The sequence below is a fragment of the Citrobacter pasteurii genome (assembly GCF_019047765.1).
Classification (GTDB): domain Bacteria; phylum Pseudomonadota; class Gammaproteobacteria; order Enterobacterales; family Enterobacteriaceae; genus Citrobacter; species Citrobacter pasteurii.
In genome coordinates, this window is record NZ_CP077262.1 from 756,294 (window position 1) to 781,166 (window position 24,873).

General features: G+C 53.4%; 20 protein-coding genes and 1 pseudogene. 15 read left to right on the forward strand and 6 right to left on the reverse strand.

Annotated elements, in window-relative coordinates; genetic code table 11:
* Positions 1–95 precede the first annotated feature (95 nt).
* Positions 96–494 (reverse strand): Z-ring associated protein ZapG, encoded by a 399-nt coding sequence (gene zapG / locus I6L54_RS03730; protein ID WP_005121352.1) that lies wholly within the window; start codon positions 492–494, stop codon positions 96–98.
* A 192-nt stretch (positions 495–686) separates the two neighbouring features.
* Between zapG and zapE the strand changes: the two genes are divergently transcribed.
* From zapE to sspB, 5 genes are all read left to right on the forward strand, one after another.
* Entirely contained in the window at positions 687–1,814 is a 1,128-nt protein-coding gene (zapE, locus tag I6L54_RS03735) for a cell division protein ZapE (protein WP_040234158.1), read from the forward strand.
* Between the two features lie 218 nt (positions 1,815–2,032).
* Positions 2,033–2,461, forward strand: coding sequence for a 50S ribosomal protein L13 (gene rplM, locus I6L54_RS03740; RefSeq protein WP_003025141.1), 429 nt, complete (start codon positions 2,033–2,035; stop codon positions 2,459–2,461).
* Positions 2,462–2,476: 15 nt separating this feature from the next.
* Entirely contained in the window at positions 2,477–2,869 is a 393-nt protein-coding gene (rpsI, locus tag I6L54_RS03745; protein ID WP_003025138.1) for a 30S ribosomal protein S9, read from the forward strand.
* Positions 2,870–3,185: 316 nt separating this feature from the next.
* Positions 3,186–3,824 carry a stringent starvation protein SspA gene (gene sspA, locus I6L54_RS03750; protein WP_003025132.1) on the forward strand — a complete coding sequence of 213 codons (639 nt, stop codon included), beginning with the start codon at positions 3,186–3,188 and terminating at the stop codon, positions 3,822–3,824.
* Positions 3,825–3,829: 5 nt separating this feature from the next.
* Positions 3,830–4,327, forward strand: coding sequence for a ClpXP protease specificity-enhancing factor (sspB, locus tag I6L54_RS03755; RefSeq protein WP_005121347.1), 498 nt, complete (start codon positions 3,830–3,832; stop codon positions 4,325–4,327).
* A 44-nt stretch (positions 4,328–4,371) separates the two neighbouring features.
* On the opposite strand, the gene dcuC is transcribed toward sspB, so the two are convergent.
* Positions 4,372–5,739 (reverse strand): anaerobic C4-dicarboxylate transporter DcuC, encoded by a 1,368-nt coding sequence (gene dcuC / locus I6L54_RS03760; protein ID WP_005121346.1) that lies wholly within the window; start codon positions 5,737–5,739, stop codon positions 4,372–4,374.
* A gap of 360 nt (positions 5,740–6,099) precedes the next feature.
* On the opposite strand from dcuC, the gene nanR reads away from it, so the two are divergent.
* The 6 genes from nanR (at position 6,100) to nanQ (ending at position 11,595) form a co-directional block, all read left to right on the forward strand.
* Positions 6,100–6,891 (forward strand): transcriptional regulator NanR, encoded by a 792-nt coding sequence (nanR, locus tag I6L54_RS03765; protein ID WP_040234156.1) that lies wholly within the window; start codon positions 6,100–6,102, stop codon positions 6,889–6,891.
* 134 nt (positions 6,892–7,025) lie between these two features.
* Positions 7,026–7,919: an N-acetylneuraminate lyase gene (gene nanA, locus I6L54_RS03770; protein ID WP_040234155.1), complete on the forward strand. Its 894-nt coding sequence runs from the start codon at positions 7,026–7,028 to the stop codon at positions 7,917–7,919.
* A gap of 112 nt (positions 7,920–8,031) precedes the next feature.
* Positions 8,032–9,522, forward strand: coding sequence for an MFS transporter (locus tag I6L54_RS03775; protein ID WP_040234153.1), 1,491 nt, complete (start codon positions 8,032–8,034; stop codon positions 9,520–9,522).
* Between the two features lie 47 nt (positions 9,523–9,569).
* On the forward strand, positions 9,570–10,259 hold the full coding sequence (locus I6L54_RS03780; RefSeq protein WP_040234151.1) for an N-acetylmannosamine-6-phosphate 2-epimerase: 690 nt from the start codon (positions 9,570–9,572) through the stop codon (positions 10,257–10,259).
* The gene (nanK, locus tag I6L54_RS03785; RefSeq protein WP_040234148.1) at positions 10,256–11,125 is read left to right on the forward strand and encodes an N-acetylmannosamine kinase; all 870 of its coding nucleotides are present in this window, start codon (positions 10,256–10,258) and stop codon (positions 11,123–11,125) included. The genes I6L54_RS03780 and nanK overlap by 4 nt, the downstream gene beginning before the upstream one ends.
* Positions 11,126–11,127: 2 nt before the next feature.
* Positions 11,128–11,595 (forward strand): N-acetylneuraminate anomerase, encoded by a 468-nt coding sequence (nanQ, locus tag I6L54_RS03790; RefSeq protein ID WP_040234182.1) that lies wholly within the window; start codon positions 11,128–11,130, stop codon positions 11,593–11,595.
* 67 nt (positions 11,596–11,662) lie between these two features.
* Here nanQ and I6L54_RS03795 read toward each other — a convergent pair whose 3' ends face one another.
* From I6L54_RS03795 to gltB, 4 genes and pseudogenes are all read right to left on the reverse strand, one after another.
* A complete protein-coding gene (locus I6L54_RS03795; protein WP_040234146.1) occupies positions 11,663–12,943 on the reverse strand; it encodes a cytosine deaminase in 1,281 nt (426 codons plus the stop codon).
* Positions 12,933–13,031, reverse strand: a pseudogene (locus I6L54_RS24200) (hypothetical protein); the annotation flags it as partial. The gene I6L54_RS03795 and the pseudogene I6L54_RS24200, both read right to left, overlap by 11 nt.
* A gap of 108 nt (positions 13,032–13,139) precedes the next feature.
* Positions 13,140–14,558 (reverse strand): glutamate synthase small subunit, encoded by a 1,419-nt coding sequence (locus tag I6L54_RS03800; RefSeq protein WP_040234145.1) that lies wholly within the window; start codon positions 14,556–14,558, stop codon positions 13,140–13,142.
* A gap of 12 nt (positions 14,559–14,570) precedes the next feature.
* Positions 14,571–19,031 (reverse strand): glutamate synthase large subunit, encoded by a 4,461-nt coding sequence (gene gltB / locus I6L54_RS03805; RefSeq protein WP_137378419.1) that lies wholly within the window; start codon positions 19,029–19,031, stop codon positions 14,571–14,573.
* Between the two features lie 686 nt (positions 19,032–19,717).
* Here gltB and mnmL point away from each other — a divergent pair.
* From mnmL to mtgA, 4 genes are all read left to right on the forward strand, one after another.
* Positions 19,718–20,647 (forward strand): tRNA modification radical SAM protein MnmL/YtqA, encoded by a 930-nt coding sequence (gene mnmL / locus I6L54_RS03810; RefSeq protein ID WP_040234181.1) that lies wholly within the window; start codon positions 19,718–19,720, stop codon positions 20,645–20,647.
* 198 nt (positions 20,648–20,845) lie between these two features.
* Complete coding sequence (gene arcB / locus I6L54_RS03815) at positions 20,846–23,182, forward strand: aerobic respiration two-component sensor histidine kinase ArcB (protein WP_040234142.1); 2,337 nt, start codon at positions 20,846–20,848, stop codon at positions 23,180–23,182.
* Between the two features lie 229 nt (positions 23,183–23,411).
* Entirely contained in the window at positions 23,412–24,065 is a 654-nt protein-coding gene (gene elbB, locus I6L54_RS03820) for an isoprenoid biosynthesis glyoxalase ElbB (protein ID WP_005121332.1), read from the forward strand.
* Positions 24,062–24,781 carry a monofunctional biosynthetic peptidoglycan transglycosylase gene (gene mtgA, locus I6L54_RS03825; RefSeq protein ID WP_005121331.1) on the forward strand — a complete coding sequence of 240 codons (720 nt, stop codon included), beginning with the start codon at positions 24,062–24,064 and terminating at the stop codon, positions 24,779–24,781. Before elbB ends, mtgA begins: the two co-directional genes overlap by 4 nt.
* Positions 24,782–24,873: the final 92 nt, after the last annotated feature.

Consider the following 24,873-nt stretch of genomic DNA (forward strand, 5'->3'; position numbering starts at 1 on the left):
GTCACAATGAGGCTAACGACTAAATAATAGCTGGGACGGGAAGAGAAGCGGAGGGCGCAATTGCTGCGCCCAATAAATTTCTTAACGATGTGCGGTTAGTCGCGCTTTGCGCCACTACGCAGCAGGCCGGAAGCCCCTTCGGAATAGTCACGCGGCATCTGAACCGGCGCCTGATCGTTACCTGCTTCAGACTCAGCCAGACGATTGCGGAATGGGTTGTTTTCCGCTGACATGCCCGGCAGCAGGCTGCTGGAGCTTTTCGCCATATGCTGATAGATCTGACGATAATCATCAGCCATGTTATCCAGTAGCTCAGCGCTGCGGGCGAAATGACTCACCAGCTCTTCGCGGTACTCTTCCAGTTCAGCTTTGTTCTTTTCCAGTTCGTACTGTAATGCCTGCTGTTGGCGTAATTTACGATTACCAAAACGCATGGCTACAGCACCAATAATGATACCGACGACTAACCCAATTAGCGCATATTCCCAGGTCATGAACATCTCCCGTTGTCTTGTGTTTCCGTAGGGTGTTGGCTTTAGGCTCCATGCCTGCGCCTGATTATGCCACTATAACCGCTAATCCCGTAGAAGTGGAATCCCGTGTTTATATCACGTAATGTAGAACGGCCTTTTTTTCGTCAACCGTGAGCGACGGCACATCGATTCTCAAGGAATAACAATAACATCATGCAAAGCCTTTCCCCGACATCGCGATACCTGCAGGCCCTTAACGACGGCAGCCATCAACCCGACAACGTACAACAAGAAGCGGTGAATCGACTGGAAACGATTTACCAGGAGCTCACGACGATTGCACCTCCAGCGGCGCAGGAGAGTGGACTGATGGCCCGCTTTGGTAAATTGCTGGGTAAACGTGAGCCGAAAGAAAACACGCCAGTGCGTGGTCTGTATATGTGGGGGGGCGTAGGGCGCGGGAAAACCTGGCTGATGGATTTGTTCTACCATAGCCTGCCTGGCGGACGTAAACAGCGTTTGCACTTTCACCGCTTCATGCTGCGCGTGCATGAAGAGCTGACGGCTCTGCAAGGCCAGACCGACCCGTTGGAAGTGATTGCTGACCGCTTCAAAACCGAAACGGATGTGCTGTGCTTTGACGAGTTTTTTGTTTCTGACATCACCGATGCCATGCTGCTCGGCGGCCTGATGAAGGCGCTGTTTGCCCGTGGCATTACGCTGGTCGCGACCTCCAATATTCCGCCAGATGAACTGTATCGTAACGGTTTGCAACGTGCGCGTTTTCTTCCTGCCATTGATGCTATCAAACAGCATTGCGACATCATGAATGTTGATGCTGGCGTCGATTATCGTCTGCGCACCTTAACGCAGGCGCATTTGTGGCTGTCGCCACTGAATGAGGAAACCCGCCAACAGATGGATAAACTCTGGCTGGCATTAGCGGGAACCAAAGGTGAACATGCGCCGACGCTGGAGATCAATCATCGTCCGATGCAGACGCTGGCCGTCGAAAACCAAACGCTGGCGGTATCGTTCACTACGCTCTGTGTCGATGCGCGTAGCCAGCATGACTACATTGCACTGTCGCGCCTGTTCCACACTGTGCTGTTGTTTGATGTACCGGTCATGACGACGCTGATGGAGAGTGAGGCACGACGCTTTATCGCGCTGGTTGATGAGTTCTACGAACGCCACGTTAAGCTGGTGGTCAGCGCCGCAGCGCCTTTATATGGAATCTACCAGGGCGAGCGCCTGAAGTTTGAATTCCAGCGTTGTTTGTCGCGTTTGCAGGAGATGCAAAGCGAGGAGTATCTGAAGCGGGAACATTTAGCCGGTTAAACCTGCCGCAAATCACATAAAGGGGTCGATCTTTGACCCTGACTTCTCTATAATCTTGCGACCCCACGTTACGAGAGAGTTTTTTTCCCAAAACTTTCTATGCGCCGGCATAGGCTATTCGAAGGGGTAGGTTTGCTGGACAATGTCGTGTGAACCTCAACTGACAAAACGTTTGGGTGTTCACCAACGTGTAACTTATTTATTTGGGTAAGCTTTTAATGAAAACTTTTACAGCTAAACCAGAAACCGTAAAACGCGACTGGTATGTTGTTGACGCGACCGGTAAAACTCTGGGCCGTCTGGCTTCCGAACTGGCTCTGCGCCTGCGCGGTAAGCACAAAGCGGAATACACTCCGCACGTAGATACCGGTGATTACATCATCGTTCTGAACGCTGACAAAGTTGCTGTAACCGGCAACAAGCGTACTGACAAAGTGTACTATCACCACACCGGCCACATCGGTGGTATCAAACAAGCGACCTTTGAAGAGATGATTGCTCGCCGTCCTGAGCGTGTGCTTGAAATCGCGGTTAAAGGCATGCTGCCAAAAGGCCCGCTGGGTCGTGCTATGTTCCGTAAACTGAAAGTTTACGCTGGCAACGAGCACAACCACGCGGCACAGCAACCGCAAGTTCTTGACATCTAATCGGGATTATAGGCAATGGCTGAAAATCAATACTACGGCACTGGTCGCCGCAAAAGTTCCGCAGCTCGCGTTTTCATCAAACCGGGCAGTGGTAAAATCGTAATCAACCAACGTTCTCTGGAACAGTACTTCGGTCGTGAAACTGCCCGCATGGTAGTTCGTCAGCCGCTGGAACTGGTCGACATGGTTGAGAAACTGGATCTGTACATCACTGTTAAAGGTGGTGGTATCTCTGGTCAGGCTGGTGCGATCCGTCACGGTATCACCCGCGCTCTGATGGAGTACGACGAATCCCTGCGTGGCGAACTGCGTAAAGCTGGCTTCGTTACCCGTGATGCTCGTCAGGTTGAACGTAAGAAAGTCGGTCTGCGTAAAGCACGTCGTCGTCCTCAGTTCTCCAAACGTTAATTGTACTCTGCTCCGGCAGACGACAATTTGCGAAAAAACCCGCCTCGGCGGGTTTTTTTATGGTTATTTCTCCGCGTAGAACCACGGTAATCCGCTGATTGCCACCTCTTTTTCCCCATTTCCAGAATCGACTCACCACAAAGGTCACAAAATCTGGTAAACTATCATCCAATTTTCTGCCCAAATATCCGGTATTGTTCATTTTTTGTTTGTATTTTGAACAGTAATGACTTTCCCGAATCTGGGTGACATCACTTCTGGCTGGTCACATAGTGGCTGGTAGCAGTAAAAATTCTGAATATACCTGGAGGTTTTCATGGCTGTCGCTGCCAACAAACGTTCGGTAATGACGCTGTTTTCTGGTCCTACTGACATCTATAGCCATCAGGTCCGCATCGTGCTGGCTGAAAAAGGTGTTAGTTTCGAGATTGAGCACGTGGAAAAGGACAATCCACCGCAGGATCTGATCGACCTCAACCCGAATCAGAGCGTCCCGACACTGGTGGATCGTGAGCTGACCCTGTGGGAATCTCGCATCATTATGGAATACCTGGATGAGCGTTTCCCGCATCCTCCGCTGATGCCGGTTTACCCGGTTGCGCGTGGTGAGAGCCGCCTGTACATGCAGCGTATTGAAAAAGACTGGTACACGCTGATGAACGTCATCGTGAACGGTTCTGCTTCTGAAGCCGAAGTCGCGCGTAAGCGTCTGCGCGAAGAACTGCTGGCAATTGCGCCAGTATTTGGCCAGAAACCTTACTTCCTGAGCGATGAGTTCAGCCTGGTAGATTGCTACCTGGCGCCGCTGCTGTGGCGTTTACCGCAGCTGGGTATTGAATTCAACGGTGCGGGTTCGAAAGAACTGAAAGGGTACATGACTCGCGTCTTCGAACGTGACTCTTTCCTGGCTTCTCTGACTGAGCCTGAACGTGAAATGCGTCTGGGCCGGGGTTAACCTGTATGGATTTGCCACAGTTAACGCCACGCCGTCCGTATCTGCTGCGCGCATTCTATGAGTGGTTGCTAGACAACCAGCTCACGCCGCACCTGGTGGTGGATGTGACGCTCCAGGGCGTGCAGGTTCCGATGGAATATGCACGTGACGGGCAAATTGTTTTGAATATTGCGCCGCGTGCCGTGGGCAATCTGGAACTGGCAAACGACGAAGTGCGCTTTAACGCGCGCTTTGGCGGCGTGCCGCGCAACGTTTCCGTACCACTGGCGGCGGTACTCGCGATCTATGCCCGTGAAAACGGCGCAGGAACGATGTTTGAACCTGAAGCGGCCTATGACGAAGATGTCGACAGCCTCAATGATGACGATGTCGTGCCTGAAGGCGAAAACGAAACGGTGATGTCGGTGATTGATGGCGATAAACCGGATAATCACGATGACGATCCTGACGACACACCGCCGCCTCCTCGCGGTGGGCGTCCGGCGCTACGCGTAGTGAAATAATCAAACAGGCCCTTGCGGGCCTGTTTTGCATTCTGCGTCAGATATCAATAAAACAGCGCGATAGTGGCAATCATATTGACCACAAATCCTATCGCCATTGGGATGGCTGTCCGTTTTACTACCTCAAAAGGCGACACGCCAGCAATACCGGATGTCACGACAATCACAGCGGTAATCGGTGAAACCGCACGTGCCAGCGTGGTGGCGAAGTGCATCGGCATAATCATCACAACCGCAGGAATATGCAGCCCCGCAGCAATATCCGGGATCAGACTGGCGAATGACATAAACGGTGCATTCCCGGATCCCATTACAATTGCACAGGCGGCGATAACCACGGCCATAATGATCATCACACCGATACCGCCAAGCCCGGAGTGTTCCGCACCTTTAATCACCGCATCAACGGTGCCGATAGTGGTTAAACCCTTGGCAAAGATCTCACCGGCCACCACCAGTGTGACGACGTTGGCAAATTGTGTTCCCATGCCGTCAAAAAACGCCTGCACATCATCCATAGTCTCACGCAGATTATGTTTATGAAGAAACTCCACAAACATGGTCAGCGTCAAGCTCATTAGCATCACCACCACCAGATTCAACTCTGCCTGCATTAATCCCATATGCGCCAGCAACAGCGAACCCAACATCAGGAGCAGCGGCATCACCGGTAAAATGGCGTAATAGAGTGGCGGCACATCTTCCAGCGTCTTTTGTTCACTGAAGCCTGTGCTGTCTGGTTGTGTTTTTTGATCAAACCGGCGTTGAACGAAAAAGTGTGCGATGGCGACGGCGATGATGACGCAGGATGCGACAGGAAGTTGGTAGTGGAAGAAATAAGTGGCTATTTTCATCCCCGCAACCTGTGCGGCGAAAATTGAGTTAGTTTCCAGAATGCCCCATTCAATCGACATTGAGGTGGCAATGACCGCTACCGCGGATAAACGGCTCACGCCCAGGCTGACCAGCGTTGGGAAGAGCGTAACCATCAGCAGCATGCCCAATCCGGAAGCACTGGTGATGAACTGTGCCATGATTTGACCAATTACATACGTCGCGGCAAGCACAATATAGGGTGAGCGGATGTGCTTGAGTGGGCGGCTCAACAGGCTGACCATTGCCCGGCTGGCTCCCATTCTGTCCATATAGCGGGCATAACCGCCTACTGCCATGATGGACAGCCCAAGGCCTGCCGACCGGTTTGAAAGCATACGTAGAATTTCATTATAAATATCGACCAGCAGATAACCGCTGCTTTTGTCGCTGGCGACCAGTGCGCCGTACCCCAACCAGACGCCGCAGATCATCAGGAAGATCCCGGCTGCTGCCAGTACTACCTGTGGTTTGTAGTTTTTGAGGATCAGGTAACCCATCGTTAATAAAACGATGACAGAGATAATAATGCCGAACATTTTTTCACTCCATGCCAGAGAAGAAGATAAATCCGGTAATAACGCTGTTTTAAATGCGGATGTTATATTTTTTCTGGCATTTATTTTGGAGTGGATATCGTGTTTTTATAATCGAGCATTGGTTATTTTTCGTTTAAAAATAGTGCGTTATGATTTATTTTAAAGATCATATTCGCAGATTTCATAAAGTTAGTTTTCCTCCATGGTAATAAAAAACTGTCCACTCAATCATTCATATTTAAATATAGAAATTTTATATATTATTTGTATGAGCTTATCCCCCACTGACCACCATTTCACCCTGCTTTCGATCCTGTGTTACGATGAACCCGCTGTTATTTGTCACCACGACTTAGCTGAATGGACCCTATGAACGCATTTGATTCGCAAGCTGAAGACTCTCCATCCACCATTGGCCGTAGCTTACGCAGCCGCCCGCTGGCGCGTAAAAAACTGTCTGAAATGGTTGAAGAAGAACTGGAGCAGATGATTCGCCGTCGGGAATTTGGCGAAGGGGAACAGTTGCCGTCAGAACGAGAACTGATGGCTTTCTTCAATGTTGGCCGTCCTTCTGTACGAGAAGCCCTGGCCGCGTTAAAACGCAAAGGTCTGGTGCAAATTAACAACGGTGAACGCGCCCGCGTTTCACGTCCTTCGGCCGATACGATTATCAGTGAACTGTCCGGCATGGCGAAAGATTTTCTCTCACATCCTGGTGGTATTTCCCATTTTGAGCAGCTGCGCTTGTTCTTTGAATCCAGCCTGGTGCGTTATGCCGCAGAGCATGCCACTGACGAGCAAATCGACAGACTGGCGAAAGCACTGGAGATCAACAGTCAGTCGCTGGAAGACAATGCGCTCTTCATCCGTTCAGACGTTGACTTCCACCGTGTGCTGGCAGAGATCCCCGGTAATCCTATCTTTATGGCGATCCACGTCGCGCTGCTGGACTGGCTGATTGCCGCACGTCCAACCGTCCCCGATCAAGAGCTGTACGAGCACAATAACGTGAGTTATCAACAACACATTGATATTGTTGAGGCTATTCGTCAGCATGATCCTGATGAAGCCGACCGCGCATTACAAGAACATCTCAACAGCGTTTCCGCCACCTGGCACGCCCTCAGTAAAAACAAAAAATTGCGTAAGTGATCGCGATCCTGACGATCTTTTAGTGAAGCAGATCGCACTATAAGCGTTCCGTATTGTATTGCTGCTTATTTGATCTGGTATAACAGGTATAAAGGTATGCAGTCAGTCAACACTAATCATTGACAGAGGTCGTTATGGCAAGAGATTTAAAAGGCGTAATGCCGGCATTGTTAACCCCATTCGATAACCAACAGCGACTGGATATCGAGAGCCTGCGTCGTCTGGTGCGCTTCAACATCGGGCAGGGCGTTGATGGGCTCTATGTTGGTGGCTCAACGGGGGAAGCTTTTGTGCAGAACCGTGCTGAAAGAGAGCAGGTGCTGGAAATTGTTGCTGAAGAAGCGAAAGGTAAAGTGACCTTAATTGCCCACGTTGGCACGGTGAGTACTGAAGAAAGCCAGCAGCTGGCGAGCGCCGCACACCGTTATGGTTTTGACGCAGTTTCCGCTGTTACCCCGTTTTACTATCCGTTCAGCTTTGAAGAACATTGCGATCACTACCGCGCAATTATTGATTCCGCTGAGGGTTTACCGATGGTGGTCTATAACATCCCGGCACTGAGCGGCGTAAAACTGACGCTGGATCAGATCAACACGCTGGTGACGTTGCCGGGTGTTGGCGCGCTGAAGCAAACCTCAGGCGATCTCTATCAGATGGAACAGATCCGCCGCGCTCACCCCGATCTGGTGCTTTATAACGGCTATGACGAGATCTTCGCTTCGGGTCTGTTGGCGGGTGCAGATGGGGGTATCGGTAGCACTTACAACATCATGGGGTGGCGTTATCAGGGAATTGTGAAAGCGCTCAAAGAAGGCGATATCCGGGCTGCACAAAAGCTGCAAACCGAGTGCAATAAGGTTATCGATCTGCTCATCAAGGTTGGCGTATTCCGCGGTCTGAAAACGGTACTGCACTATATGGATGTGGTTTCTGTACCGTTGTGCCGTAAACCGTTCGCTCCCGTAGATGAACAATATTTGCCAGAACTGAAAGCGCTGGCAAACCAACTGCTGGCGGAAAAAGCGTAACCGCGGGTAGCCGGGGGCGCTTTGCTTGCCCGGCCTGGATTTTTCGACCGTAGGCCGGAAAAAGGCGAAGCCGCCATCCGGCACAACAACAAAAGATCGTCGGGAGAGTAAAATGCGTACTTCACCCCAGAGCATCCCGTGGTATCGCCATCTCAACCGGGCACAATGGCGGGCATTTTCTGCCGCCTGGTTGGGGTATCTGCTTGATGGTTTTGATTTTGTGTTAATCGCCCTTGTGCTGACAGAAGTACAAGGTGAATTCGGTTTGACGACGGTGCAGGCGGCCAGCCTGATTTCAGCCGCCTTCATCTCTCGCTGGTTTGGCGGGTTAATGCTGGGTGCGATGGGTGACCGCTATGGACGTCGCCTGGCAATGGTCACCAGCATCATTCTATTCTCTGTGGGGACGCTGGCCTGCGGCTTCGCACCGGGCTACACCACCATGTTTATCGCCCGCCTGGTTATCGGTATGGGAATGGCCGGCGAGTACGGCTCCAGCGCCACCTACGTTATTGAAAGCTGGCCTAAGCACCTGCGAAACAAAGCCAGTGGCTTCCTGATTTCCGGTTTCTCCGTTGGCGCAGTGATTGCCGCCCAGGTTTATAGCCTGGTGGTTCCGGTCTGGGGATGGCGTGCGCTGTTCTTCATCGGCATTCTGCCGATTATCTTTGCCCTCTGGCTGCGTAAAAATATTCCGGAGGCAGAGGACTGGAAAGAAAAACACGAAGGTAAAGCGCCGGTACGCACGATGGTGGACATTCTCTATCGGGGCGAACATCGGGTAATCAATATCTTGATGACCATCGTAGCGGCGACTGCGCTGTGGTTCTGTTTTGCGGGCGACCTGCAAAATGCGGCAATCGTGGCGATCCTCGGGCTGATGTGTGCCTTCATCTTCATTAGCTTTATGGTGCAAAGCAGCGGTAAACGTTGGCCGACGGGGGTGATGTTGATGGTTGTCGTGCTGTCCGCGTTTCTCTACTCGTGGCCGATTCAGGCGCTGCTGCCAACGTATTTGAAAACTGAACTGATGTATGACCCTTCAACGGTTGCCAGGGTCCTGTTCTTTAGCGGCTTTGGTGCGGCGGTTGGCTGCTGCGTCGGTGGTTTCCTTGGCGACTGGCTGGGTACCCGTAAGGCTTATGTGTGCAGTCTGCTGGCCTCGCAGTTGCTGATTATCCCTGTGTTTGCGATTGGCGGAGCCAACGTCTGGGTCCTGGGTTTACTGCTGTTTTTCCAGCAAATGCTTGGGCAGGGGATCTCCGGGATCTTACCAAAACTCATTGGTGGTTATTTCGATACCGACCAACGTGCCGCAGGCCTGGGGTTTACCTACAACGTCGGGGCACTTGGTGGGGCACTGGCGCCGATCATCGGAGCGCTGATTGCACAACGTCTGGATCTGGGTACTGCGCTGGGATCGCTCTCTTTCGGCCTGACATTTGTGGTGATCCTGCTGATTGGTCTTGATATGCCGTCTCGTGTACAGCGCTGGCTGCGGCCTGAAGCACTACGTACACATGATGCCATTGATGGTAAACCGTTTAGTGGGGCAGTGCCGTTTGGCGGCGATAAAAGCACCATGGTGAAATCAAAAAGTTAATCCGCTTGCCCGGCGTTGAGCCGGGCAAGATTCGAAAGGGAAGATGTATGTCGTTACTTGAGCTACTGGATAAAAAAATTGCCGCTGATGGCGGACTGATTGTCTCCTGCCAGCCCGTTCCTGACAGCCCGCTGGATAAACCTGAAATTGTCGCCGCCATGGCGCTGGCAGCCGAGCAGGCGGGTGCGGTGGCGCTGCGTATTGAAGGCGTGGAGAACCTGCGGGTGACCCGGGCGGTCGTTTCGCTGCCAATTATAGGTATTCTGAAACGCGATCTTGCTGACTCCCCGGTACGCATCACTGCATTTTTAGATGATGTCGATGCGTTGGCGCAGGCGGGCGCTGACATTATAGCGATTGATGGTACAGACCGCGTGCGCCCTGTTCCCGTCGCCGCACTGTTGGCACGAATTCATCAACATCACTGTCTGGCCATGGCCGACTGTTCATCGCTGGAAGACGGCCTGGCCTGCCGGCAACTCGGCGCGGAAATTATTGGTACGACGCTGTCGGGTTATACGACACCAGAAACACCAGATGAGCCGGATCTGGCGCTGGTGAAAGCGTTACGTGATGCCGGGTGTCGGGTGATAGCCGAAGGACGCTATAACACGCCAGCACAAGCAGCTGAAGCCATGCGTCACGGGGCCTGGGCGGTGACAGTGGGTTCTGCTATTACCCGACTGGAACACATTTGCCAGTGGTACACCACGGCGATGAAGAAGGCCGCGCTATGACCACCCTGGCGATTGATATCGGCGGCACTAAACTGGCCGCTGCACTGGTGGATGGTCGCCTGCAAATGCGTGACCGTCACGAACTTCCGACACCCGCCAGCAAAACACCACAAGCGCTGCGAGCTGCCCTGGAAGCGCTGATTGAGCCGTTGCTGGCGCAGGCTCAGCGCGTGGCGATTGCCTCGACCGGCATCATCCGTGAGGGCGCGCTCCTGGCACTGAATCCATTAAATCTGGGGGGATTGATGCATTTCCCGCTGGTGCAAACGCTGGAGTCTCTCACCGGTCTCCCGACGTTGGCGGTGAATGACGCACAGGCCGCTGCGTGGGCTGAATATCATGCACTTGGCGGGGAATACCACGATATGGCGTTTATTACTGTCTCGACCGGTGTTGGTGGCGGCGTGGTTAGCAACGGAAAGTTGTTAACCGGGGCCGGGGGGCTGGCGGGGCATGTAGGTCATACACTGGCGGATCCGAATGGCCCGCAATGTGGTTGTGGACGTGTGGGGTGCGTGGAAGCTATCGCTTCTGGCCGTGGGATTGCAGCGGCAGCCGAAGGCTCACTTGCTGGATGTGATGCAAAAACTATTTTTAGCTGGGCCGGACAGGGGGACGAGCAGGCGTGTCAATTGATCCAGCGATCGGCATGCACGTTGGCACGTCTGATTGCCGATGTGAAGGCAACAACCGACTGCCAGTGCGTTGTTATTGGCGGAAGCGTCGGGTTGGCTGAAGGTTATCTGGCGCAGGTGAAAGCCTGGCTGGTACAGGAACCCGCGGCTTATCACGTGAAATTACTGGCGGCACATTACCGTCATGACGCTGGACTACTGGGGGCCGCGCTGTTGGCCCAGGGAGAATGATGATGATGTCAGGGGATTTACAGTCTCAGCTTTCTGCTGGATTGCATCCGGTATTGCAGCAGGCATTAACGCAGGCTGTTGCGGCAAAACCGCAGGATAAAGCACCGGGGCGCTATGAGCTGCAAGGCGAGAATGTCTTTATGAACGTTATGCAGTTTGTTACGCAGCAACCGGAGCAAAAGAAAGCGGAGTTGCACGAGCAATATATTGATATTCAGGTACTGCTGGCGGGTGAAGAGCGTATTCTGTTTGGTATGACGGGGTCTGCCCGACAGTGTGAAGAGATGCATATTGCAGAGGATTACCAGCTGTGCGCTGAAATTCATGATGAACAGGCCATTACGCTCATCCCTGGTACGTTCGCAATTTTCATGCCGGGAGAACCACATAAACCGGGCTGTGTGGCGGGGACTCCAGCGGAAATCAAAAAAGTTGTTGTGAAGGTGCGCGCCAGTTTGTTAGCTGCCTGACAGAAAATATTTCGCCATAAGTTTTTGCCGCAGGCTGTGAGTCTGCGGCTATTTCCGAAAAGAAAATCTAGCGCTTAAACGTTACTGCTTCTGGCTGTGCCAGATGGAGCGTTGTCTGACCTGGCACGGTCTCGGCAATAACCCGCCCATGGCGAATTGAATAACGTGCCGGTGTCTGGCGGCGAACCGCATCAAATCCATTTTCTGCAGGTAAAATCACCAGGTTAGCGGAATTTCCAATAGTTAAACCGTAGTCCTGTAAGTGTAGGGTTTTCGCGCTGTGGGTGGTGATGAGATTTAGCCCATCATTGATTTGTCCGTACCCCATCAACTGACACACGTGTAATCCCATATGCAGAACTTGCAGCATATTCGCGGTTCCCAACGGGTACCACGGGTCAAAAACGTCATCATGGCCAAAGCAAACATTGATGTCCGCCTCCAGCATCTCCTTGACGCGGGTGATGCCACGGCGCTTAGGATAGGTGTCAAAACGTCCTTGCAGGTGAATATTCACCAGCGGATTCGCTACGAAGTTAATACCTGACATTTTTAACAGACGGAAAAGGCGGGAAGCATATGCGCCGTTGTAGGAATGCATCGCCGTGGTGTGGCTGGCTGTCACGCGCGATCCCATGCCATCGCGATGTGCCAGCGCCGCGACGGTTTCAACAAAGCGCGATTGCTCATCATCAATCTCGTCACAGTGCACATCGATAAGTCGGTCATACTTCTGCGCCAGGGCGAAAGTTTTGTGCAGCGATTCAACGCCATATTCACGCGTGAATTCAAAGTGAGGAATTGCGCCAATGACGTCGGCACCCAAACGCACGGCTTCTTCTAACAGCGCTTCGCCGTTGGGGTAAGAAAGAATACCCTCTTGCGGGAAGGCGACAATTTGCAGCTCTACCCACGGCGCGACTTCTTGCTTCACCTCCAGCATGGCTTTCAGTGCCGTCAGCGTAGGATCGGAAACGTCTACGTGAGTCCGGACATACTGGATGCCGTTGGCCATCTGCCACTTGAGGGTCTGCATGGCGCGGGTCTTCACGTCTTCGTGGGTGAGCATCGCCTTGCGTTCGGCCCAGCGCTCAATACCTTCAAACAACGTACCCGATTGGTTCCAACTGGGCTCCCCTGCCGTTTGCGTTGTGTCGAGGTGGATGTGTGGTTCAACGAAAGGGGGAATGGCCAGCCCGCCTTCAGCATCAAGCACCTCGCCCTGTGGCGCAGATGCTGTTTCCTGGGGGGCAATACGGCTAAAACGCCCGTTTTCAATCGTGATTTGCCACAATCCTTCACGCCCCTGCAGACGGGTTTGAGTTAGGGTGATGGTGTTATTCTGCATGACTGACCTCCGGGGATATTGCAAGGCTACGATTAAAAAGTGGGTTCAGCAGGATATAGCTGAATACGCCGCCAGGCATGGCGAACACCGTAGAAAATGAGTTGTGATACTGGCTTAATCTACAGGTTTGGCAGTATTGCGGAAGGAATTTGGCATCTTATCCCCGGAGGACGATAAGATGCCAGAAAAAGCTGACTTACACTTCCAGGTAATTCATGATCCCGTCAGCCGCTTTACGACCTTCGGCAATTGCGGTGACCACCAGATCCGAACCACGCACGATGTCGCCACCGGCGAAGATTTTCGGGTTGCTGGTCTGGAAAGCGTTGTCGCTGCGTTCCGGAGCAATAATGCGCCCCTGTGAATCCAGTTCGACGCTGTGCTCTTTCAACCATTCCATGCTGTGTGGGCGGAAACCAAACGCCAGGACCACCGCATCAGCCGGAACAACGTGTTCGGAACCGGCGACGATCTCCGCACGACGGCGACCTTTCGCATCCGGTTCGCCCATTTCGGTGCGCGCCATTTTCACGCCGCACACTTTCCCGTTGGCATTCACTTCCACGCCTAACGGCTGGACGTTGAACTGGAACTCGACGCCTTCTTCACGCGCGTTTTTCACTTCGCGTTTGGAACCCGGCATGTTCTCTTCGTCGCGACGATAGGCGCAGATGACGTGTGCAGCATTCTGGCGAACCGAAGTGCGCACGCAGTCCATCGCGGTATCGCCGCCGCCGAGTACGACGACGCGTTTGCCTTCCATGCTGGTGTATGGCTCGTCGCTGCTTTCGCCAAAGCCCATCAACTGTTTGGTATTGGCAATCAGGAACGGCAGGGCATCAAACACGCCATCAGCATCTTCGTTTTCCAGCCCGCCGCGCATCGACTGGTATGTGCCGACGCCCAGGAACACAGCGTCGTAATCCTTCAGTAACGCTTCGAGCTGCACGTCACGGCCCACTTCGACGTTGAGTTTGAACTCGATGCCCATGTCGGTGAAAATTTCACGACGGCGGGTCATCACCTCTTTTTCCAGCTTGAAGGCCGGGATACCGAAGGTCAGCAGACCACCGATTTCCGGGTGGCGATCAAACACAACGGCCTTCACGCCGTTGCGGGTCAGTACATCCGCACAGGCCAGACCTGCCGGACCCGCACCGATAATCGCCACGCGTTTGTCCGTCTGGCGAACGCCGGTCATATCCGGACGCCAACCCATCTCGAAGGCTTTATCGTTGATATAACGCTCGATATTGCCGATGGTCACTGCGCCGAATTCGTCATTCAGCGTACATGAACCTTCGCACAGCCTGTCCTGCGGACAGACACGACCGCAAACTTCCGGCAGCGTGTTGGTCTGGTGCGACAGCTCTGCTGCTTCAAAAATACGTCCTTCGTTAGCCAGCTTCAGCCAGTTCGGGATGTAGTTATGTACCGGGCATTTCCACTCGCAGTACGGGTTACCGCAGGACAGGCAGCGATCTGCCTGTGCTTTGGCCTGACCTTCAGAAAACGGCTCGTAGATCTCGATAAATTCGATCTTACGGATCTTCAGCGGTTTCTTTGGCGGATCAACGCGCTGCAGGTCGATAAATTGGTATACGTTCTGACTCATTGCTGCTACCCCTTACTGCGCCTGCACACGCAGCTCAGCTGCGCTACGACTACGGTGACCCAACAGTGCTTTCACATCACTGGATTTTGGTTTTACCAGCGCGAATTTCGCTGAGAACGCGGGCCAGTTAGCCAGGATCTCTTCGCCGTGTGAAGAACCGGTATGCTGTACGTGCTCGGTAATCAGGCCGCGCAGGTGCTCTTCGTGGATAGCCAGCGAGTCCACGTTCAGCACTTCGACCAGTTCCGGGTTTACGCGTTTGCGGAATTCACCGTCTTCGTCGAGCACGTAGGCGAATCCGCCGGTCATGCCTGCGCCAAAGTTAACGCCGGTTTTGCCGAGAATACAGACGATGCCGCCGGTCATGTATTCACAGCCGTTGTCGCCAATACCTTCAACCACGGTAATTGCGCCGGAGTTACGCACCGCAAAGCGCTCACCCGCACGACCCGCAGCAAACAGGCGACCACCGGTGGCGCCATACAGGCAGGTGTTACCGATGATGCTCGCCTCATGGCTACGGAAAGCAGAGCCAACCGGAGGACGTACCGCCAGCAGGCCGCCCGCCATGCCTTTACCGACATAGTCGTTGGCATCGCCGGTCAGATACAGCTCCACGCCGCCCGCGTTCCACACGCCAAAGCTCTGGCCTGCAGTACCGCTGAAGTGCGCTTTGATCGGGTCAGACGCCAGCCCCTGATCGCCGTGAGTCTGGGCAATATAACCTGATAACGACGCGCCAATGGAACGGTCGGTGTTGCGGATATCGAACCAGAAGGTTTTGCTCTGGTGCTCATCGACGAACGGCTTCGCCTGCTGCAACAGCTGGGCGTTCAGCACGCCGTTATCAAACGGCGGGTTGTTCTCGGTGCAATGCAGCGCTTTACCCGGATGCGGTTCGGCGGTTTCCAGCAGACGAGACAGTTCCAGCTTCTGCTGTTTGGCGGTAAATCCATCCAGCTCCTTGAGCAGGTCGGTACGACCAATCAGATCCACCAGGCGGGTAACGCCCAGTTGCGCCATCAGCTCGCGCACTTCACGAGCGATAAATTCAAAGTAGTTGGTCACTTTGAACGGCAGGCCGTGATAGTGGTTCTTACGCAGTTTCTCATCCTGAGTTGCAACACCGGTTGCGCAGTTGTTCAGGTGGCAAATACGCAGATATTTACAGCCCAGCGCGACCATTGGGCCGGTACCGAAACCGAAGCTCTCTGCACCCAGAATCGCTGCTTTAATGATATCGACGCCAGTTTTCAAACCGCCATCGACCTGCAGACGAATTTTGTGACGCAGACCGTTAGCCACCAGCGCCTGCTGGGTTTCCACCAGGCCGAGTTCCCACGGGCAGCCCGCATATTTCACGGAGGAGAGCGGACTTGCACCGGTGCCGCCGTCGTAGCCGGCGATGGTGATCAGATCCGCATAGGCTTTCGCCACGCCGGTGGCGATCGTGCCGACTCCCGGTTCGGAAACCAGTTTCACCGAGATCATCGCCTTCGGGTTGACCTGTTTGAGGTCGAAAATCAGCTGCGCTAAATCCTCGATGGAGTAGATATCATGGTGCGGCGGTGGGGAGATCAGCGTCACGCCCGGTACTGAATAGCGTAGTTTGGCGATGTACGGGGTGACTTTGTCGCCCGGTAACTGACCGCCTTCGCCAGGCTTCGCGCCCTGAGCGACTTTAATCTGGATAACATCGGCGTTGACCAGGTACGCCGGGGTTACGCCAAAGCGACCGGAAGCTACCTGCTTAATGCGTGACACTTTATTGGTGCCATAGCGCGCCGGGTCTTCACCGCCTTCACCGGAGTTCGAGTTGCCGCCGATGCTGTTCATGGCTTCGGCCAGCGCTTCGTGTGCTTCCGGGCTTAATGCGCCGATAGACATGGCAGCGGTATCAAAGCGCTTAAACAGTTCGGTCGCAGGTTCGACGTCGTTAATGCTTACTGCTTCATCGCCAGGCGTAATCGCCAGCAAATCGCGCAGCGTGGCCGCTGGGCGCTCGTTGACCAGCTTGGCGTATTCCTGATAGTCGCTGTACTCGCCGCTTTGCACCGCCTGTTGTAGCGTGCGCACCACGTCCGGGTTGTAGGCGTGGTATTCGCCGCCATGGACGTACTTCAGCAAACCGCCCTGGCTGATGGGTTTACGCGCCAGCCATGCATGTTTGGAGAGGTTTAGCAGATCCTGCTGGAAGTCGGTAAATCCTGCGCCGCTGATGCGGCTAACCACACCCTGGAAGCACAACGCAACTACATCATCGTGCAGACCAACGGCTTCAAACAGCTTCGAGCAGCGGTAAGAGGCAATGGTCGAGATGCCCATCTTGGACATGATTTTGTACAGACCTTTATTGATACCGTTACGGTAGTTCAGCATCACGGTCCGGTAATCTTTGGCAATCGCCTGGGTATCGATCAGACGTCCCAATGTTTCATAGGCGAGATACGGATAGATTGCCGTCGCGCCAAAACCGAGCAGCACAGCAAAATGGTGCGGGTCACGGGCGCTGGCGGTTTCAACGATGATGTTGGCGTCGCAGCGCAGGCTTTGTTCTACCAGACGGGTTTGCACTGCGCCCACAGCCATTGGCGCTGGAACCGGCAGACGGTTTTTGGCGATGTTACGGTCAGAGAGTACCAGCAACACCGTGCCGTTGCGCACCATCTGTTCCGCCTTATCGCACAATGCTTTGACGGTCTCTTCGAGCGTAGTTTCGGTCGCATCAAAGGTGATATCCAGACGGTCAGCGCGATAATGCTCCTCTTTCATGGTGGTGAGCTGGGTGAAATCGGAGTACAGCAGGATCGGCGATTTAAAGCTCAGGCGGTGCGCCTGGCCTTCGGCTTCGCAGAAGACGTTCATCTCACGACCGATGCTGGTGGCCAGCGACATGACGTGTGCTTCACGCAGCGGGTCGATCGGCGGGTTGGTGACCTGCGCAAACTGCTGGCGGAAGTAGTCATAAATAATGCGCGGCTGGCTGGAGAGCACGGCAAACGGAGTATCGTCACCCATTGACCCAACGGCTTCCTGACCGTTTTCTCCCAGTACCCGAATGACGGAGTCTAGCTCTTCGGCGCTGTAGTTAAACTGTTTTTGGTAGCTGGCGAGTGTGTCATCGTCCAGTTCGCGGCTGCCGACCTGATCGTCTGGCAGGTCTTCGAACGGCACCAGACGGCGGACGTTCTTCTCCATCCACTCTTTGTACGGGTGACGGCTTTTCAGGTCGTCATCAGTTTCGGCGGAATGCAGAATGCGTCCGCTGCGGGTATCGATAACCATCAGTTCGCCCGGTCCGACGCGACCTTTCTCGACCACTTCATCCGGCTGATAATCCCAGATCCCGACTTCAGAGGCGCAGGTAATCAGTTTGTCTTTGGTGATGACATAGCGCGCCGGGCGCAGGCCGTTACGGTCAAGGTTACAGGCGGCAAAACGACCGTCTGACATGACAATACCTGCCGGGCCGTCCCATGGTTCCATGTGCATGGAGTTAAAATCAAAGAACGCGCGCAGTTCCGGATCCATATCCGGGTTGTTCTGCCAGGCCGGTGGAACCAGTAAGCGCATGGCGCGGATAATGTCCATCCCGCCAGCCAGCAACAGTTCCAGCATGTTATCCATCGAACTGGAGTCTGAGCCGGTTTCGTTAACAAACGGCGCGGCGTCGTGCAGATCCGGGATCAGCGGGGTCTGGAACTTATAGGTACGGGCGCGCGCCCACTGGCGGTTGCCGGTAATGGTGTTGATTTCTCCGTTGTGCGCCAGATAGCGGAATGGCTGCGCCAGTGGCCAGCGCGGCACGGTGTTGGTGGAGAAGCGCTGGTGGAACAGGCAGATGGCCGATTCCAGACGCAGGTCTGCCAGGTCCAGGTAAAAGCGCGGCAGATCCGCCGGCATGCACAGACCTTTATAGATATTGACCAGATTCGATAAGCTACAGACGTAGAAGTCTTTATCGTCCTGGAGGCGTTTTTCGATACGACGGCGTGCGATGAACAGGCGGCGCTCCATATCGCGTGGACGCCAGCCAGCAGGGGCGTTGACAAAAATTTGCTCAATACAAGGCAGGGAGGAAAGGGCTATTTCACCGAGAACACCTTCGTTGGTTGGCACGTCGCGCCAGCCTACGATCGACAGGGTTTCCTGCTGCAATTCTTCTTCAACAATGCGACGAGATGCCGCCGCCAGTTCGGGGTCTTTATTTAAAAAGATCATGCCAACGGCGTAGTTTTTAGCTAAACGCCAGCCGCGCTCTTGCGCAACAATGCGGAAAAAACGGTCAGGTTTTTGTAACAGCAAGCCGCAACCATCGCCGGTTTTGCCATCGGCAAGAATTGCGCCACGGTGCTGCATACGGGCCAGCGCGTGTATGGCGGTACGCACTACCTTGTGGCTAGGTTCGCCTTCTATGTGGGCGATCAGGCCGAAACCACAGTTATCCTTCTCAAGGGATTTATCGTACAACATATCAGTGAACCTCCCCAGGCTCTGCGGGACACCTCTCCGATACCGTTTGCGCACGGGCACACCAAGAGCATGGCGACGGGGTTTGCGTTTCATACGCTCACCTCGCATTCGCCCTCTTTATCCTTTTCGCATAGGTCAAACAAGTTTGAGGACTTGCTTCAGAGGGAATCTCAATTACTGCATAAATATGATGAGCAGACTGCTCATCCAGAAAGCTTCCAGCGGATTTCCAAGTTATCGGGAATCCACACACAGGTCAAATGGCAATCTTATTTATGCAAAAATGTGCTATAGGGCGATTAACTTTATGAATGCATTGAAAAGAAAGGCTTTTTTACATTGATTTTACCAGCGGGTGATCGCTGGTGAAGTGTGATCTGTCTCACTGTCAGAAAGGCCGGTTATCTCCCGTCCTCCCTTTGTTTATCCCGATGTTTGGTATTTTATGCTGGTTTGTAGACTTTTGGCGTCTTAAAGATACTGTTTTTATGTGAGAGCCATCAGAAGATAAAAAAAATAGCGAGATATAAGGAAAAGTAATTACTTTTTGATTGAATGAAATTTCGATTATTTTGAATTGTTATTCAATAAATAAAGGCTCACCAGGGCGATTGATCCAGGTCATCGCCGACTGGGGCTAAAAATGGCAGGCTTTGGCCTCTTTTCAAGGCGCGGTCTATCAGATTATGCAGTTACAGAAATTAGTCAATATGTTTGGTGGGGATCTTTCTCGCCGTTATGGGCAAAAGGTTCATAAACTCACGCTGCACGGCGGGTTTAGCTGCCCAAATCGCGATGGCACCATTGGACGTGGCGGATGTACCTTCTGTAATGTCGCCTCCTTTGCTGACGAAGCGCAGCAGCATCATTCTATCGCTGAACAGCTTGAGCATCAGGCGCAGTTGGTCAATCGCGCGAAGCGCTATCTGGCCTATTTTCAGGCTTATACCAGTACCTTTGCGGAAGTACAGGTGCTGCGTTCGATGTACCAACAGGCGGTCAGTCAGGCCAGCATCGTCGGGCTGTGTGTTGGCACACGCCCTGACTGTGTGCCGGGTGCCGTGCTCGATCTGCTATGCGAGTACAAGGATCAGGGCTACGAAGTGTGGCTGGAACTGGGCTTGCAAACGGCCCATGACAAGACGCTGCATCGCATTAATCGTGGGCATGATTTTGCCTGTTATCAGCGAACTACCCAACTGGCACGGGAGCGTGGACTGAAAGTGTGTTCACACCTTATTGTCGGCCTGCCTGGTGAAGGGCAAGCGGAATGCCTGCAAACGATGGAACGTGTGGTAGAGACAGGCATCGACGGTATTAAGCTGCATCCGCTGCATATCGTGAAGGGCAGTACGATGGCGAAAGCCTGGGAGGCCGGACGGTTGCACGGCATCGAACTGGATGAGTACACGGTCACTGCCGGGGAGATGATTCGCCATACGCCACCCGAGGTAATTTATCACCGCATTTCCGCCAGCGCGCGCCGCCCAACGCTGTTGGCACCTCTGTGGTGTGAAAATCGCTGGACCGGGATGGTTGAACTGGATAAGTACCTTAACGATCACGGCGTGCAAGGCTCGGCGCTGGGTACGCCGTGGATTCAGCCGGGGATCTAACCCTCCGTAGTCATGTAGGCCTGATAAGCGAAGCGCCATCAGGCGGCCCGGCGCACATTGCCGGATGGCGGCTATGCCTTATCCGGCCTACCGCCTACCCAGCCATTTCACCGATAACCCCCGCATTTCTTGCACAATCTTAAACGTCACGCTGAGAATTGAGTATTATTGTGCCAAGTTGTCGTGAAGGAACCCTCTATGAAGCAAATTCGTATGCTGGCGCAATACTATGTCGACCTGATGATGAAGTTAGGTTTGGTGCGCTTTTCGCTGCTGTTGGCGCTGGCTTTGGTTGTGTTGGCAATCGTGGTGCAGATGGCTGTCACCATGGTGCTGCATGGGCAGGTAGAAAGCATTGATGTCATCCGTTCTATCTTTTTTGGCCTGTTAATTACCCCCTGGGCCGTCTACTTCCTGTCGGTGGTGGTTGAACAACTGGAAGAGTCCCGGCAACGTCTGTCACGACTGGTACAGAAGCTGGAAGAGATGCGCGAGCGCGATCTCAAGCTTAATGTGCAGTTGAAGGATAATATTGCCCAGCTCAATCAGGAGATTGTTGAACGTGAAAAGGCGGAAGCTGAGCGGCAGGAGACGTTTGAACAACTGAAAGTCGAAATCAAAGAGCGTGAAGAAGCGCAGATCCAGCTTGAGCAACAATCTTCATTTTTACGTTCTTTCCTTGATGCTTCACCGGACCTGGTTTTTTATCGCAATGAAGATAAAGAATTTTCCGGCTGTAACCGTGCTATGGAGCTGCTGACCGGTAAGAGCGAAAAGCAACTGGTGAATTTAAAACCGGCTGATGTGTATTCGCCAGAGGCGGCGGAAAAAGTGATTGAAACCGACGAGAAGGTATTCCGCCATAACGTTTCACTGACCTATGAGCAATGGCTCGACTATCCGGACGGGCGCAAAGCCTGCTTTGAGATCCGTAAAGTGCCTTACTACGACCGCGTCGGGAAGCGACATGGTCTGATGGGCTTTGGTCGTGATATTACCGAGCGTAAGCGCTATCAGGACGCCCTCGAGCGCGCCAGCCGTGACAAGACCACCTTTATCTCTACGATCAGCCACGAGCTGCGTACGCCGCTTAACGGTATCGTCGGTTTAAGTCGGATCCTGTTGGATACAGAGTTAACCGCTGAGCAGGAAAAATATCTCAAAACTATCCATGTTTCCGCCGTGACGTTGGGGAACATTTTCAACGATATTATCGATATGGATAAGATGGAACGGCGCAAAGTCCAGCTCGATAACCAGCCTGTTGATTTCACCAGTTTTATGGCGGATCTGGAAAACCTCTCCGGCCTGCAGGCGCAACAAAAAGGATTGCGCTTTGTGCTTGAGCCGACGCTACCGCTGCCACATAAGGTCATCACCGACGGAACGCGTCTGCGCCAGATTCTGTGGAATCTGATCAGCAACGCCGTGAAGTTTACTCAGCAGGGGCAGGTGACCGTGCGGGCGCGCTATGACGAGGGAGACATACTGCATTTTGAGGTGGAGGATTCTGGGATCGGTATTCCACAGGATGAACAGGATAAAATCTTCGCCATGTACTATCAGGTGAAGGACAGCCATGGTGGTAAACCGGCAACGGGAACCGGGATTGGCCTCGCGGTATCTCGCCGTCTGGCGAAAAATATGGGCGGTGATATTACGGTTTCCAGCCAGGCCGGGAAAGGCTCCATCTTTACGCTAACCGTGCATGCTCCTGCCGTGGCCGAAGAGATTGAAGATGCTTTTGAAGACGATGAAATGCCGTTGCCAGCCCTGAATGTGCTGCTGGTGGAAGACATTGAACTGAACGTCATTGTAGCGCGTTCGGTGCTGGAAAAGCTGGGCAATAGCGTGGATGTCGCGATGACCGGACAAGCCGCGCTGGACATGTTCAAACCGGGGGAATATGACCTGGTGCTGCTGGATATTCAGCTACCGGATATGACCGGGCTCGATATCTCCCGCGAGCTGACGCAAAAATACCCCCGTGAGGATCTCCCACCGCTGGTGGCTCTCACCGCCAACGTACTGAAAGATAAAAAAGAATATCTGGATGCAGGAATGGACGACGTGCTGAGTAAGCCGCTGTCAGTTCCGGCGTTAACCGCCATGATCAAAAAATACTGGGATACCCGAAACAAAGAGGAGAGCACTGTGACATCTGAAGAGAGCAGTAAATCGCAAGCGCTGTTAGATATTCCTATGTTGGAACAATACCTCGAACTGGTGGGACCGAAGTTAATTACCGACGGGTTGGCGGTGTTTGAGAAGATGATGCCGGGATATCTGAGCGTGCTGGAGTCTAATCTGACCGCTCGGGACAAAAAAGGCGTGGTTGAGGAAGGCCATAAAATTAAAGGCGCGGCAGGTTCAGTAGGGCTGCGTCACCTGCAACAGTTAGGTCAGCAAATCCAGTCGCCGGACCTTCCTGCCTGGGAAGATAATGTAGGTGAATGGATTGAAGAGATGAAGCAGGAGTGGCAGCACGACGTGGCGGTTTTAAGAGCCTGGGTTACGAGCGTGGAAAAAAAATGACCCCGGCTTGACCGGGGTGCGCGAATACTGCGCCAACACCAGGGAAATCGTGGCTGCGCCGTAAATTATTATCATTGTTTACAAGGGCGCAGTCCTAATTTTCAGGCCGCACGCAGTTAAGATAGCAAATCTTAAATAATTTGTTACATGAATCAGTTAAATGTGTGAAGCGTGGCATTCTAATCAGAATTATTAATATGCTTCAGTCAGTTGCGAAAGGAGTATCACGATGAAAAAAGTTGGCGTAGTGCTCAGCGGATGTGGCGTGTATGACGGTGCAGAAATCCATGAAGCCGTACTCACGCTGCTGGCTATTGCCCGCAATGGTGCTCAGGCCATCTGCTTTGCCCCAGATAAACAGCAGGCGGATGTGATTAATCATCTGACGGGCGAGCCGATGCCGGAAACGCGCAATGTCCTGATTGAAGCTGCGCGTATTACGCGTGGTGATATTCGCCCCCTGGCTCAGGCGGCCGCAACGGAGCTGGATGCGCTAATTGTGCCTGGCGGGTTTGGCGCAGCAAAAAATCTGAGTAATTTTGCCAGCCAGGGCAGTGAGTGTCGGGTTGATAGCGACTTAGCCGCGCTGGCAAAGGCGCTGCATCAGGCCGGTAAGCCGCTGGGTTTTATGTGCATTGCGCCCGCTATGTTACCTAAAATTTTTGACTTCCCTCTGCGTCTGACCATCGGTACTGATATCGATACGGCAGAAGTGCTGGAAGAGATGGGCGCTGAACATGTGCCGTGCCCGGTCGATGACATTGTGGTTGATGAAGATAATAAAGTTGTCACCACGCCTGCTTACATGCTGGCGCAGGATATTGCTCAGGCCGCAAGCGGTATCGATAAGCTGGTCTCGCGTGTGCTGGTGCTAGCTGAATGAAAAAAGGCATTACCGCCATACTGCGACGTATCTTTCTGCGGGCGGTGATTGTCCTCGCCGTATTCTGGGGCGGGGGCATCGCACTTTTCAGCGTGATGCCTGTACCTTTCTCGGCGGTCATGATTGAGCGGCAACTGGGCGCATGGCTGTCCGGTGATTTTGGTTATGTGGCGCATTCTGACTGGGTCAGTATGGATGAGATATCACCGTGGATGGGGCTGGCGGTGATTGCCGCGGAGGATCAGAAGTTTCCCGACCACTGGGGATTTGATGTCTCTGCGATAGAGAAAGCGCTGGCGCATAACGAACGTAATGAAAACCGTATTCGCGGCGCCTCGACGTTATCGCAACAAACGGCAAAAAACCTCTTTTTGTGGGATGGGCGTAGCTGGGTGCGCAAAGGGCTCGAGGCCGGGCTCACGCTGGGTATGGAAACGGTCTGGAGCAAGAAACGCATTCTGACCGTTTACCTGAACATTGCTGAGTTTGGCGATGGGGTTTTCGGCGTGGAGGCGGCGGCGCAGCGCTATTTCGATAAGCCAGCCAGTCGGTTGAGCCTGTCTGAAGCGGCCTTGCTGGCGGCGGTATTACCCAATCCTTTGCGTTTTAAGGCGAATGCGCCTTCTGGCTATGTGCGCAGTCGTCAGGCGTGGATCATGCGCCAAATGCGCCAGTTGGGCGGTGAGTCGTTTATGCGTGAAAATAAGCTGTATTAGCTGAAGGTTGCGGTGAATTTTGTAGGCCTGATAAGCGTAGCGCCATCAGGCATTATAAGGCTCGGCTGTATCGCCGGATGGCGGCGTAAACG

Bases quoted from the DNA above. Each gene is read 5' to 3' on its own strand.
- zapG (WP_005121352.1), bottom strand. From the start codon at position 494: ATGACCTGGGAATATGCGCTAATTGGGTTAGTCGTCGGTATCATTATT.
- zapE (WP_040234158.1), top strand. From the start codon at position 687: ATGCAAAGCCTTTCCCCGACATCGCGATACCTGCAGGCCCTTAACGAC.
- rplM (WP_003025141.1), top strand. From the start codon at position 2,033: ATGAAAACTTTTACAGCTAAACCAGAAACCGTAAAACGCGACTGGTAT.
- rpsI (WP_003025138.1), top strand. From the start codon at position 2,477: ATGGCTGAAAATCAATACTACGGCACTGGTCGCCGCAAAAGTTCCGCA.
- sspA (WP_003025132.1), top strand. From the start codon at position 3,186: ATGGCTGTCGCTGCCAACAAACGTTCGGTAATGACGCTGTTTTCTGGT.
- sspB (WP_005121347.1), top strand. From the start codon at position 3,830: ATGGATTTGCCACAGTTAACGCCACGCCGTCCGTATCTGCTGCGCGCA.
- dcuC (WP_005121346.1), bottom strand. From the start codon at position 5,739: ATGTTCGGCATTATTATCTCTGTCATCGTTTTATTAACGATGGGTTAC.
- nanR (WP_040234156.1), top strand. From the start codon at position 6,100: ATGGACCCTATGAACGCATTTGATTCGCAAGCTGAAGACTCTCCATCC.
- nanA (WP_040234155.1), top strand. From the start codon at position 7,026: ATGGCAAGAGATTTAAAAGGCGTAATGCCGGCATTGTTAACCCCATTC.
- I6L54_RS03775 (WP_040234153.1), top strand. From the start codon at position 8,032: ATGCGTACTTCACCCCAGAGCATCCCGTGGTATCGCCATCTCAACCGG.
- I6L54_RS03780 (WP_040234151.1), top strand. From the start codon at position 9,570: ATGTCGTTACTTGAGCTACTGGATAAAAAAATTGCCGCTGATGGCGGA.
- nanK (WP_040234148.1), top strand. From the start codon at position 10,256: ATGACCACCCTGGCGATTGATATCGGCGGCACTAAACTGGCCGCTGCA.
- nanQ (WP_040234182.1), top strand. From the start codon at position 11,128: ATGATGTCAGGGGATTTACAGTCTCAGCTTTCTGCTGGATTGCATCCG.
- I6L54_RS03795 (WP_040234146.1), bottom strand. From the start codon at position 12,943: ATGCAGAATAACACCATCACCCTAACTCAAACCCGTCTGCAGGGGCGT.
- I6L54_RS03800 (WP_040234145.1), bottom strand. From the start codon at position 14,558: ATGAGTCAGAACGTATACCAATTTATCGACCTGCAGCGCGTTGATCCG.
- gltB (WP_137378419.1), bottom strand. From the start codon at position 19,031: ATGTTGTACGATAAATCCCTTGAGAAGGATAACTGTGGTTTCGGCCTG.
- mnmL (WP_040234181.1), top strand. From the start codon at position 19,718: ATGCAGTTACAGAAATTAGTCAATATGTTTGGTGGGGATCTTTCTCGC.
- arcB (WP_040234142.1), top strand. From the start codon at position 20,846: ATGAAGCAAATTCGTATGCTGGCGCAATACTATGTCGACCTGATGATG.
- elbB (WP_005121332.1), top strand. From the start codon at position 23,412: ATGAAAAAAGTTGGCGTAGTGCTCAGCGGATGTGGCGTGTATGACGGT.
- mtgA (WP_005121331.1), top strand. From the start codon at position 24,062: ATGAAAAAAGGCATTACCGCCATACTGCGACGTATCTTTCTGCGGGCG.